Origin of the sequence: Natrinema sp. 74 (assembly GCF_046097095.1) — an archaeon.
In the GTDB taxonomy this organism is placed as follows: Archaea; Halobacteriota; Halobacteria; order Halobacteriales; family Natrialbaceae; genus Natrinema.
On sequence record NZ_CP175699.1, the window covers coordinates 697,014 to 709,530 of the forward strand.

The 12,517-nt window shown below is 59.4% G+C and carries 9 protein-coding genes; 4 read left to right on the forward strand and 5 right to left on the reverse strand.

Annotation, left to right across the window (positions count from 1 at the left end; all coding sequences use genetic code 11):
- Positions 1–2: 2 nt before the first annotated feature.
- Together ACJ70B_RS21020 and ACJ70B_RS21025 are read left to right on the forward strand one after the other, a co-directional pair.
- Positions 3–329: a hypothetical protein gene (locus ACJ70B_RS21020; RefSeq protein WP_408960382.1), complete on the forward strand. Its 327-nt coding sequence runs from the start codon at positions 3–5 to the stop codon at positions 327–329.
- An 855-nt stretch (positions 330–1,184) separates the two neighbouring features.
- A complete protein-coding gene (locus ACJ70B_RS21025; protein WP_408960383.1) occupies positions 1,185–1,439 on the forward strand; it encodes a hypothetical protein in 255 nt (84 codons plus the stop codon).
- Here ACJ70B_RS21025 and ACJ70B_RS21030 read toward each other — a convergent pair.
- Positions 1,428–2,327, reverse strand: coding sequence for an alpha/beta fold hydrolase (locus tag ACJ70B_RS21030; protein ID WP_408960384.1), 900 nt, complete (start codon positions 2,325–2,327; stop codon positions 1,428–1,430). The two genes, ACJ70B_RS21025 and ACJ70B_RS21030, sit on opposite strands and share 12 nt — an antisense overlap.
- 359 nt (positions 2,328–2,686) lie before the next feature.
- The gene (gene ppc / locus ACJ70B_RS21035; protein WP_408960385.1) at positions 2,687–5,377 is read right to left on the reverse strand and encodes a phosphoenolpyruvate carboxylase; all 2,691 of its coding nucleotides are present in this window, start codon (positions 5,375–5,377) and stop codon (positions 2,687–2,689) included.
- A 1,284-nt stretch (positions 5,378–6,661) separates the two neighbouring features.
- Here ppc and ACJ70B_RS21040 point away from each other — a divergent pair.
- A complete protein-coding gene (locus ACJ70B_RS21040; protein WP_408960386.1) occupies positions 6,662–7,471 on the forward strand; it encodes an aldo/keto reductase in 810 nt (269 codons plus the stop codon).
- A 169-nt stretch (positions 7,472–7,640) separates the two neighbouring features.
- Here the strand turns inward: ACJ70B_RS21040 and ACJ70B_RS21045 are convergent, their stop codons facing one another.
- Complete coding sequence (locus ACJ70B_RS21045; protein WP_408960387.1) at positions 7,641–8,726, reverse strand: Gfo/Idh/MocA family protein; 1,086 nt, start codon at positions 8,724–8,726, stop codon at positions 7,641–7,643.
- Between the two features lie 264 nt (positions 8,727–8,990).
- Here ACJ70B_RS21045 and ACJ70B_RS21050 point away from each other — a divergent pair, with 264 nt between their 5' ends.
- Positions 8,991–10,100: a Gfo/Idh/MocA family protein gene (locus ACJ70B_RS21050; RefSeq protein WP_408960388.1), complete on the forward strand. Its 1,110-nt coding sequence runs from the start codon at positions 8,991–8,993 to the stop codon at positions 10,098–10,100.
- A gap of 182 nt (positions 10,101–10,282) precedes the next feature.
- Here ACJ70B_RS21050 and ACJ70B_RS21055 read toward each other — a convergent pair whose 3' ends face one another.
- Together ACJ70B_RS21055 and iolM are read right to left on the reverse strand one after the other, a co-directional pair.
- Positions 10,283–11,086, reverse strand: coding sequence for a sugar phosphate isomerase/epimerase family protein (locus ACJ70B_RS21055; RefSeq protein WP_408960389.1), 804 nt, complete (start codon positions 11,084–11,086; stop codon positions 10,283–10,285).
- Positions 11,087–11,262: 176 nt separating this feature from the next.
- Positions 11,263–12,417, reverse strand: a complete 1,155-nt coding sequence (gene iolM / locus ACJ70B_RS21060) for a scyllo-inosose 3-dehydrogenase (RefSeq protein WP_408960390.1) — start codon at positions 12,415–12,417, stop codon at positions 11,263–11,265.
- Positions 12,418–12,517: the final 100 nt, after the last annotated feature.

Here is a 12,517-nt window from a genome sequence, read left to right on the forward strand (position 1 = left end):
CGATGGTGCAAGAGCAAGAAGAGCGCGTACTGCTTTTCACCTACGATTACGAAGCCGGTTCGACGTTTGACGTCATCTCGACGCTGGAAGCGGAGACGACGGTGCGACTGCTTCAGCCCACCGACGGAGAGACCGTTCCGGAGATTCCACAACCGGACGAATACAACGGCTACGTCGTCCGGAACCAGACCGGCAACGGCCCGTTAGAACCCACGACTGTCCTGTTCGTGCGTGAGCGGAACCTCAGTGACGGTGACAGTGAAACGCTCAGCGACGAAGCGTCGATGTTCAGTTCACGACTGAACCTCTTCTCGACGTCGCTCGAGTGATGACTCCGGTATTTATCTTTATAGCATTTTAACCACCGATATGAAAATGTAGATAGATCGAGGGGGTTCGTCTTCCGAGTGATCCATGCTAGAACTGACTGGCTTCGAATGGGTGGACGAGACTAGTTCAAGTTATATGGATTGAGGATACTTCCGTAGTTGATTTGACTCGACACGCAGTTCTATCTATTCGGTTATCACTTTTGAATACAGTCGCTATTCTCAAGGCGTTCGGTATTGAGCGAGCACATCCGATCGGTCATAGTGGTTCATATACCTAATCTACTGCCCAGAACGGACGAAACCGTGGACCACGTTGTGGCCGATGAGACCGTAATTACCTCGATGACCAATGATATTGCTGTGTGCCGCTGTCGATCCCAGTTTAAATGAATAACTCTCTATAACGCTTGATCCCGTGAGAACGAACTGCTTCCACTCGCGCATTTTTCGCCGAATTACGCGAGGAACACGGTGTCGGTGACGCCGTTTGTCTCGTCGACGGGACGACGTTACTCCAAATACCTGCTTTCGACACGGCTCGATTTTAGATACGAGCGCCATAGACATCTAATACCACTAATAGTGCCTTGTCAGACATATATCTAGAATGCTCTGATTACAGACTGTTCTAGAAACGCCAATATAGAAACTGTCGGGGAGTGGATAGGATCGCTTGCCTTCGTACGAAATCAGGCAATTTGGACACTACTCGAACTCTTGTTTAGCGACGACAACTAGTGCGAGAAGCGCGAGGAGATCCCAGTGCGGTGAGGCAACTACGAACCTAATAGATGGAACGGAGGAACATCGTTACGAGTGCCCTTGTGGGTGGACGGCGGTGGTGATACCTGCATGAGTGGCAAGGACGAGATTACCGTGTCCGTGGAGGATAGAGAGAGGTCAGAACAGGGCGTGAACAGCGTGAGCAAGAAGCTCTACGAGAGGAGGCCAGTAGCAGCATACGAGGAGCGCCAGTACGCCAAAGAGATAGTCGAATCCTGGATTGAAGCCATCCGTGTAAACAGTATGGATACGTACTGGCGTCGCATGCCGATTCTAAAGAAGAACTCGGTCGCAGATGCTCTGTATTGCCAACTACTGTTCTGAGAGATGTTGAAGCATCTCTTCAGTTACTTCTTCACGCTCATGATGGACCCAATGGGAAGTATCAGAGAACATCCGTAGCTGACCATCTTCACAGTAGTCGAGACTCTTGGTGGCCATTGAGGGAACGAGGGCGATATCATCTTCTCCCCAGCAAATCAGCGTCGGCTGGCTAACAGTGTTGCGCGGTGGGGCGTCCGAACGAAGGAACCCGCGATACCAGTTTATCCTCGGGCCGACACCGGTGTGCCTCCATGCTGCCTTGTAGCGACAGATCGTTTCGTCGTCGAACGTTCCAGAGTTAGAAGATACTTCAAGCGAAGCAACCATGTTTTCCATGTCATTCCGACCCAGCACCCATTCAGGGAGCGTCGGTATCTGATAGAACCAGGCGTACCAGCTCCGGAAGATCTGCCGGAGGCTGGAACGTACGGTCTCTCGGTACACCGTTGGGTGTGGGACGTTGAAAATGCCGAGCCGTTCGATTATCGAAGGCTGGTACAGTGCTAGGTGCCAGGCGACGAATGCGCCGAAGTCGTGTCCAACAACGTGTGCCGATTCCCGGTCCTCGAGATGAATCAATTCACAGATGTCATCCGTCAGTTTTGACATCTGATACGAATCGATCCCGTTGGGTGCATCGCTCAGATTGCAACCTCGCTGGTCCGGTACGATCACACGGAAACCAGCTTCGACGAGCGGGATGATTTGGTCACGCCAACCGTACCAGAAGTCCGGATGGCCGTGCAGTAAAACGACCAGAGGATCCTCGGGATCACCCGCGGTCACGACGTGCAACCGAACGCCGTTGACGTTGTGATAGGCGGACTCAACACGGCGGTCAGCGAGTAACGATGCATCCGTTTCTGGGTATGGTTGTCGGTCGGACATTAGTAGCGAGGTAGGGTTCTAATTTGATTCAGCGTTTGACCTCCCTGCTCTAGGGTACCCCTTTGAGCGCTCGGCATCCGCGACATGTGCTATATTCAATAACGGATGTCGTAAATACTTACGTGGTCCGTTGAGCAAGTGAGGTTGCAACCGAAATGATGAAATGATTTGTATTCCTAGATACTGAAAGTATTGTGGACTAGCAACGTGTCGGTCGAAGCCTGTCGCATCGATAGCCGTATGTCATGTCGTGTGAAGATTTATAGAGAGTCGAAGGAGAGCTCGTTGGACCCTATCTTGACCGCATCGGCCGCTCGACGTTCTTCCGTCGAAGGAGCGACCGAACCGGACGGTCTCTTTTATCCGGTGTTTTTCATTCCGGCGGCGATACCTTTGACCGTCAGCCGCAGCGTCCGCTCTTCGATGTCAGTCCGATCGGTTTGATTGAGCAGGGAGATCTGCAGCATGTTCAGCGGGTCGACGTAGGGATTGCGCCGCTCTAAGTTTTCGCCGAGCCAGTCGCGAGTGTGGAGGCGGTCGCGTCGACCGATCTCTTGGATGAGGGCGGCCGCCCGCTCGTACTCGTCGGTCAGCCGCGGGAAGAACCGTTCGCGAAGCTCCGTGTCGGCCATATCCGCGTAGCGGTCGGCGATCTCGAGTTCGGTGCGGGACAGCGAGAGCGCGGCGTTGTCGAGCGTCGTTTGGAAGAACGGCCACTCGTCGTACATCTCCTGGAGGGTCTCCATCGAGCCGCCCGCTTGCAAGAACGCGTCGATTCCGGTCGCGATGGCATACCAGCCCGGCAGGATACACCGCGACTGGGTCCAAGAAAACACCCATGGGATCGCCCGGAGATCCTCGACCGTCCGCTCACCGCTGCGAGAGGCCGGCCGCGAGCCCAGATCGAGGTCCTCGATGACCGTAATCGGCGTCGCCTGTTCGAAGTACCGGACGAATCCTTCACTCTCAAGGAGGTCGCGATACTCCTGCCGGGCAGCGTCGGCCATCGTCCCCATGGCCTCGAGCCACTCCTCGCGGACTGCTTCCTCGGGCTGGTCGATCGCCTGTTTGCGCGCCCGGAGTTGGGCGTTGAGCATCTGCTCGATGTTGCGCTCGGCGATACGGGGGTTGCCGTACTTCTCGGCGATGGCCTCGCCCTGTTCGGTGAACTTGACCTGTCCCGTCACGGTCGAGTTTGGCAGCGCCAGCAGCGCCTCGTTCATCGGGCCGCCGCCTCGCGAGATCGAGCCGCCGCGGCCGTGGAACAGCCGCATCGTCACGTCATGGTCGTCGCAGATCTCCCCGAGCCGGCGCTGGTTTTTGTACAGCGACCAGTTGGCCGCCAGAAAGCCGTTCTCCTTGTTCGAGTCCGAGTAGCCCAGCATGATCTCCTGGGTCTGCCCGCGGGCCTCCAACGCCTGGCTGTAGGCTTCGTTCTCGAAGAGCGTGCCCATGATCCGGCGAGCGCCGGAGAGCGCATACTCGGTTTCGAGCAGCGGGACGATGTCGATTCCGGAGTGTTCGGGGAGGGAAACGACGCCGGCCTGATCGGCCAGAAATAGCACCTCGAGGACGTGGCTGGGCTCCTCGGTCATGGAGATGGCGTAGGTGTCGATGGCCTCGACGCCATACTCGGTCTGCCAGTCGGCGAGGCTGTCGAAGAGCTCGAGGACGCGCGCCGAGTCCTCGGAGAGCCCCTCGGTCTCGCTCAGGTCGACCACAGGCTCGTCCTGCAACACGGCGTCGGTCAGCAGTTCGACGCGTTCGTCCTCTGAGAGCGACGTGTAGTCGATTCCCTCGCGCTCGAGGGCTTCGGCGATGGCGTCAGTGTGTTTCTGCTGGTGGTCGCGCAGATCGAGACTGGCCAGCGAGAAGCCGAAGGTGGCGACCTGCCGACGGATCGGGTCGACGTGGGCTTCGACGACGCTCTCGGCCCCGTTGGTCCGCAGGCTCTGGGCGATCCCTTCGAGGTCGGAGAGAAGGTCGTCGACGTCGTCGTAGCCGCCCGGGCGGACGTCACCGACGCGCTCGAGGCGCTCGCGCATGAGTTTGAGCTTCTGGCGGTAGGGTTCGTCGGGGTAGCGCTCTTGGGCCGTGCGAGCACTGCCGGGGAGGCGCTCGCGGTCGCGCTCGAGGGCGGCCTGGAAGGCCGAGCCGGGGTCGATCCGGCTGCCGTCCTGGCTCAGCACGCCCGAGAGTCGCTTGAGTTGCTCGCGGTACTTCTCGAGGATGACCGACCGCTGGCGTTCGAGCGTATTGGCGGTCACCTCAGGGGTGACGTAGGGGTTGCCGTCGCGGTCGCTGCCGGCCCACGAGCGGAACTCGAAGAGCTTCGGAATCTCGATATCGGCCGGCACTTCGGCGTCGATGGCGTCGTCGAGTTCGTCGTAGACTTCGCCGACGACGTCGAACAGCGTGTTCTCGAGGTACCACTGGACGTTGCGCGCTTCGTCTTCGGGTTCGGGCTGGCGGTTGCGTACCTGCGGGGTCTGCCAGAGGCTAGTGACTTCGGCGTCGATGTCCCGCCAGACTTGCTCTTCTTCCTTCTCGGTCAACAGCCGCTCGTCCAGCGTCTCGAGAGAGGTCGAGATGTCTCTGAGTTTGGCTTTGACCGTTTTGCGCCGAGCCTCGGTCGGATGAGCGGTGAACGTCGGTTCGATGAGGACGTCGTCCAAGATCTGTTGGATGGTCTCGACGTCGGCCTCGCCGAGTTCGTCGGCCGCGGTCTCGAGGCTGTCCGCGAGAGTGCCCTCGTGAGAGTCGGTGCGAATCGTTCGTACGCGCTCGCGCTCCTCGGCGAGATTGATCAACTCGAAGTAGGTCGTGAATGCGCGCGAGACGACTCGTTGGTGATGGGGCGAGAGCCCCTCGAGGTCCGCGACCAGCGAGTCGCGCGAGTCGCGCTCACCGGAGCGGTACTCGATCGCGGCTCGCCGAGACGATTCGACCGTCTCGAACCCCTGTCGAGACGTCTGCTCCTCTAATACGTCGCCCAGCAGCGCGCCGAGTTCTCTAACATCCTGCTGGATTTCTCTGTTATGGGATTGCATAGTCCACCTATGCTGAGTAGAGAGAACGCCCACATAAAATCGCCGGTTCCGGTGATCGTCCGACTCATACAGGCGGAAAGTGGAGTCCGCTCTCATCCCGAGTATCGGGCTCGTGAACGCTAACACCGTGATCGCGGGTTCGTCGGCACGAACGCCGCATTTCCTCGTCTTGATATCGCCGGTGGTCAATCGGCCGAGACGATTCGTTTCGATATACCGAGTTCGCTCACCGCTTAGCGGAAGCGATTACTAAGCAACGCTAACTCATTTGAGAGTAAATTTATAGATGTCGGCACCAAACAGGAATTTGATAGTTTAAAGACGACGGATTCTGCGGTGGCCGAGAGGGTGCCGTTCAAGGATGATCGAGAACCAATAGATAGGTGAACAGGTTCGACGTTCTACAACGAGTATTGACGTTTCTCGCTGAAGGCCTTCTGTTACCGAACATACGTCTCGAATACTACCGAACAGACGACAGAATCGGAAAAGCAAAAGACGAGTGAGGTCACGAAAATTGAGGTCGACCGCTATACTGATATCTCTCAAGGTCGGCGAAAGTCGGCGTGATAGTCCGTAACTTCAGATATATTATGGTGACTCTCCGGAATCACGAACAGTTGACAGTGCTAACGAACAACTACGAGAGAGGTGAGTGAAATCAGTTGTCTATCTTTTTGAGTCAGACTCGAAAACCGCCTTCGAAACGGCCGATACCCACTTGTGAACGACGATAGCCGATAACTCGTTCAGAGAGGTCCCGTTTCTGTTTGCGGTCGTCAAACGCCAATGCGGTCGCATCCACTCCCGTTCACGGAAGTGTCCAAAAGAACCTACTCGGCCGCTACTGATTTACTGTTGTATGGGTGTAATCCACCGGTGTCTACCTTGCTAATCTGGAACCGGTAGCGATACGTGGCTCCCAGAGAGATAGTTGCAAAGGTCACTCGATCATCACAAGGAGTTCTACCGCCGATATGACGTCTACAAAGGGATCAGTGAATTCGTTCGTGAGATCCAAACGGTCGATCGAGACGCATTTTCCCTCTCTCCGACAGCGAGAACGAGGAAAGCCGGAACGAACCTCGGCAGCGATGGAACGGTAAATCCCGGTTCAGCAATCTCTTCTCACGGCCGTTTGCGTCTCGAAAACAGTCGGAAGCGGAATACGAGACCGAGAAGATAGAACCGAAAGAGCGGACCGTTCGGTCGGTTCGACGCCGACGCGGTGTACTCCCGCCAGAGACGAGAAGGTATAAGGACGGCTCGTCCGTTAATCCGACTATGCTCGACGAAAACCCATACGGACTCGGATTCGGGACGTACAGTCTCACCGGAGAGGACGGCATTGACGCTCTCGTGACAGCAATCGAAGCCGGCTACCGCCATCTCGATACCGCTCGCCTGTACGGGAACGAGGAGGAGGTCGGCGAGGCCATCGAACGAGCCGACGTCGACCGAGACGAGCTCTTCATCGCCACGAAAATCGCTCACTTCGAGGAGCCGGAAAAGACGCCCGAATACGTCCGGACCGGCGTCCGGGAAAGTCTCTCGCGTCTCGGCATCGAAACGATCGACCTGCTCTATCACCACTGGCCCCGCGGGCGAGACGACATCGAGTCGGTGTTGCCCGTCTTCAACGAACTCGTCGAAGCGAACCAGGTCGAGCGTATCGGCGTGAGCAACTATACGCCGGCCGACCTGGAGCTAGCCGACGACCTGCTCGAGACGTCGCTGTACGCGGTTCAGGCCGAGATGCATCCGCTTTTGCCACAGCGTGACCTCCGAGAGGCCGTTCGGGGCAGAGACGCGTATTTCGTTGCCTATTCCCCGATCGCACAAGGGGAGGTGTTCGACGTGCCCGAGATTTCGGACGTCGCAGAGAACCACGACGTCAACGAGGCCGTAGTCAGCCTCGCGTGGCTGTTGTCGAAAGACGGTGTCGTTCCGATTCCGCGCTCGAAGACGCCCGCACATATCCGTGGGAACCTGAACGCACTCGAGACCGATCTGGACGACGAAGACATCGAGCAGATCGACGGTATCGAGCGCCGCCTCCGGTGCGAAGACCCGTCCTGGATGGAGTGGGAGTAATCGAGCCCCGCGGCGACGTTACCGCAGGGCCACCCATACTACGACGGCCGTCCCGGAGACGTTCCGTCCTCGCAGCGGCGTTCGACGCTACTTCGAGAGGGGTATCGAGCGTGGGTCTCTAGCGGCAGTCGTTGTGAGTCAGTTCAGAAGGCGACCGCGAACCCGATGCTTATCGACTGGTACTCGCTACACCGTCACGGTCGTACGTTCGGAAGAGGTCCGCGATGAGTTCGATATCCGCTTTGGACTCTGCTGGCGGTGTTCGTGGTTCAGCTTCGCCACGGATACACTCGAGGAAGTGCCTGAGTTCGCGTTTGAACGGCTCGTCTGACGATGGGGTGTACTTCGTCTCCGCTGTCTTTTCGGTGCCGAGTTTGGCGCGGACGTCCGACGGCGTGTTTTTGATGAACGCGTTCGAGAACTCGATTGATACCGACCCTTCGGGGGCGTCGGCGCGGATCCGTTCGTCGTACCATTTTCGATCGGTCGCACCGGACTCTAGGAGACACCGGCGGTCTTGTTCGTATCGGAGTTGCGCAGTAACGTACTTCCAGTCTTTGAACACGTCGACGTGGTCGATCCGTTCGACCGAGCCGAACACGGATCGAAGCGCGTTGATGTCGTGACAGATGCTCTCGAGGTGGTACTCGTATGCCTGCGTGAGCGTCTCGTCGTTGGTTCCGATAGCGGCCTCGACCTGCTGTTGGCGTTGTGCGTTGCTCTCCTCGAGGAAGCCATCGTCGAGGTCGGCGTAGACGATGTCGTAGCTCTCCTCGATGACCGCACCGACGTGAGGTGGAATGACGGCGCTCGTCACGAGGTCGATCTCTGATAAGTCGTTCACCTCAGACTGGAAGCGCTGGAAACCGGGGTCGAAGCGCTTCATATAGCCGACCATGCAGACTGCGTCCGTCTTCGCGGCCGCATCGACGACCCGCTGGGCGTCGTCGGGCGTCACGGCTACCGGTTTTTCGACGAAGGTGTGGAGATCGGCCTCGAGGGCGGCGACGGCCACCTCCGCGTGGGTGTGCATCGGCGTCGTGACGACCACTCCGTCGAGGGTCTCGGCGTGTTCTTCGATCAACGCCGTGCTCTCCGTGTATCGATGGGAAACGTTATACCGGTCTCCGAACGTCTCGACCACGTTCTCGCCCGGATCCGCGATCGCGTGAATGTCCGCCTCGGGTAGTTCCGCGAGGTACGGAACGTGCATGATCTGTGCGATAGCTCCGACACCGATGACTCCGATTTTCATCTCGTCGGACGATTGTTCGGCCTCCCACAAATAGCTTGCTAACAGATGGCACTTGCCGACCGCCGTCCGGTAGCGGGACGGTCGAGCGAGTCCCGGTATCTATTTGCACGATGCGACAGACCGAGTTAGTATGCGTTCCGTCAGATCACTCAGGCCCAGTCCTGAGGCCGGAATGGGTGTACAGCTGCGCGCCTGGTTCGAAGGCGCCCGAGCCGATACGGAATTGAACGCTCGTGTGACGTCCGCTCGCGGAGGCGATCCCCGATGACCCATCGGATCGGCTTCATCGGTTATGGATTCATGGGCCACGCCCATGCGAACGCCCTGGCTCGACTCCCGATGTTTTTCCCGGATGCACCGGAGACGGACCGACACGTCCTCTGTGGGCGCACCGAGGAGCGCGTCGCCGAGGCCGCCGATCAGTTCGGGTTTACGCACACGACGGACGATTGGGAAACGCTCATCGACGACGTAGACATCCTCTACAACCTCGGCCCGAACGACCTTCACGCCGAACCGACGATCGCGGCCCTCGAGTCGGACGTTCACGTTCTGTGTGAGAAGCCGCTCGCGAACTCGCTCGAAGATGCAGAGCGGATGGTCACGGCCGCACAGGAGAGCGACGCCGTCGCCGCGTGTGCGTTCAATTATCGGTACGTCCCTGCGCTTCGACTGGCAAAGGAGTTGATCGAGGACGGTGCGCTCGGTGAGATCCGCCACGTCCGCGGGACGTACCTCGTAGACTGGCAGACCGATCCCGAGCAGCCGTGGGTCTGGCGTAACGACGCGGAGCGAGCGGGATACGGACAGGTCGGTGACCTCGGCTCGCATACGATCGATCTCGCACGGTGGCTCGTCGGAGACATCGCCGATGTTAGCGGACGGCTCACGACCTTCGTCGACGAGCGGCCCGCACCCGACGGAGACGGACGACTGCCGGTGACGACCGACGATGCGTATCTCGCGACGGCGTCGTTCGAATCGGGCGCGATCGGCGTCTTCGAGGGATCGAGCATGGCCGCCGGACACAAGGCGACGAACGCGATCGAAATCATCGGCTCAGACGGAGCGATCCGGTTCGACCTCGAGCGACTCAACGAACTCGAGGTGTACGACGCCGACCGCCGCGGGTACGAGCGGATTCTCGTCACCGGCGAGGACGACCCGTACGGCGACCGGTGGTGGCCGGCCGGCCATACGATCGGCTGGGAACACACCGTCGTCCACGAGAACTACGAGTTCCTGCGCGCGATCGACGGTGAGAGCGATACTATCGTTTCCTTCGACGATGCGCTGGCAGTGCAGCGAATCGTCGATACACTCGTCCGCAGCCACGATCGAGGACAGCGGCTCGCGGTCGAGACCGACCGTTGACCGCCGGCCGCTCTCTGCTGGCGAGTCACGACGTCGTCGCATACCGAACCGCTACCTCGGTCGTTCGTGCATACTACTCGCTCGAGTAACGCCGTGAAAATGTGGAAGCCAACTAAAGACGTGTGTGAAACCTCGACGGTGTGGCTATCGAGAGTGGCTCTGTTTCGGCGGCCGGGTCGGCCTCAGATGTCAGTCGCGTCGTTCCAGTGGTCGATATTCTGTTTTGCGTGGACAAGCCTGTCGTTGCGCTCGTTTTCGATCTCGATCGTGAACTGGCCGTCGTAGCCGATGTCGTCGAGCGCCTCGTCGACGGCGTTGAAGTCGATGACGCCGTTGCCAAGGTCGACGAACGAGGTGAGGAACACGAAGAGGCTGTCGTACTGTACCTTTCCTGCGGTGAGGGTGTCGACGTGATCCTGAAAGTCGACGGTCGGGTCGATGTCCTTCAGGTGGACGTACGCGATATCGTCCGCGAATCGGTGGATGCCGTCGATCACGTCCCCGTAGGGATAGTAGTGGGCGGTGTCGAACAGCAGTTCGAGGTTGTCGGGCGCGCGCTCAAGCCACTCCTCGATCTCTTCGGGACCCTCGATGTGTGCGGCTCCGTGGTGGTGGATAACCGGTGTGACGCCGGCATCGGCGGCGGCCGTACAGATCCGGTCGAGCCACTCGTCGAACGTCTCGTCGCTCACCTGGTCCCGCGGCGGCGGCAGAATGCCGAGAAAGCGCGCATCGAGTTCGGCCGCGATCCCTGCACCGTCGACCGCTGCGTCGACATCGTCTTCGTTGTTGAGCCAGCCGGCCATGACACAGTAGATGTCGAGGCCGCGCTCTTCGAGCGAGTCTTGGAGCGAGTCGACGCCGATGTAATCGACTTTCCCGAGGCCGATTTCGACGCCGTCGTACCGACACGCGGCGAAGTCACCGAGGCCCTCGGACAATACCTCTGCTGGGTCGTACATGATGGTCGTATATCCGACGCCCATACATGCAACCGTGTGGGCAATGACCATAAATCAGTGGGGTTTGCTGACGATTCGACGCACTCGAGGTCACCGTCGTACGGACTACTGTGATCGTACCGGAACTATCCCGAGAACGCAGTCTTCTGCCGGCGGCGGTGACGAACGGCCTCGAGTACGACCGCGACCTTATGCTGCAGCTATATTTCGATGAGCACCTTCCCGTCGACGCGTTCGGCCGCTCGTCGGATCGCATCGTCGGCGTTCGATAGCTCGAACGTCGACGTGATGATCGGACGGGTATCGAGCTGTCCCGCGGCCATCAGTCTGATCACTCGCGGATAGACCTGGTGCCCGGTGTGTCCCTCTGAGCCGTAGAGCTGTGCGCCGTTGCCCTGGTATTTCCGCAACGCGATTCCGGGGTCCGATCCGGCGTTGCTGATGTGGACGACGTTCGCACCCTCCGCCAGCGCGTCCTCGATGACGGGGTACGTCTGCGAGACTGCGCCCGCGGTCTCGACGTGAACGTCAGCGCCCTCGCCGTCCGTGAGCGACAAAATCGTCGCTACCGGATCGCGGTCGATCGGATTATACACGTGGTCGAACCCGAGTTCGCGGGCGACTTCGCGGCGGTCGTCGGACGGTTCGAACGCGATCACGTCGCCGGCACCGGCGGCTCGCGAGACGTTCATGCCCGTCAGACCGATCGGTCCCGCGCCGTGGTAGACGTGATAGTCGCCGGGCAGGATTCCCTCGGCCCGCGCAAACAGGCCGTGGTAGGTGATGGTGCTAGGCTCGATCGTCGCAGCCGCCCGAAGAACCTCGTCGTCCGAGCCGTATGCGTCTCGCAGCGACGAGACGTCCCAGCAGAGCTTCTCCGGCACGGCGACGTACTCTGCGAAGGCACCCGGAATCGTGAATCCGAGTTGCTCGAAGTTCTCGCAGTGACCCATAAACCCCTGGCGGCACATGTTACAGCGCCCGCAGTAATCGGTGACCTCCGCGGTGACCAAGTCCCCCTCGTCGAATAGCTGCGCGTCGTCGCCCGTCTCGACGACCTCGCCGGCGAACTCGTGGCCGATCACGTTCGGAAGGCGAAGATACGCGGAATAGTGGACGTACCCGTCCTCGTCCGTCTCGAGCATCGACACGTCGCTACCACAGACGCCGGCATAGCGAACACGGACGAGCACTTCATCGTCGTCCGGCGTCGGCCGGTCGCGGTCGGTCACGCGGAGTTCCGGATTACGCCACACCTGCGAGGCGTTCATCGCTTTCCTCGAGTCTCGTTCGGCGTCCGAGACGTTGTACTCCGATCGCGGATCCCACTGTGCGTCTGCTACAAGGGATTGCATACCACGACGTTGACCGGCGTCTGGTATAAGAATACCGGAGCGATCCCGCGGTAGATCACAAAAATCGACGGCGTTCGCGGAAGCGTCGAGGAGTCCGTAT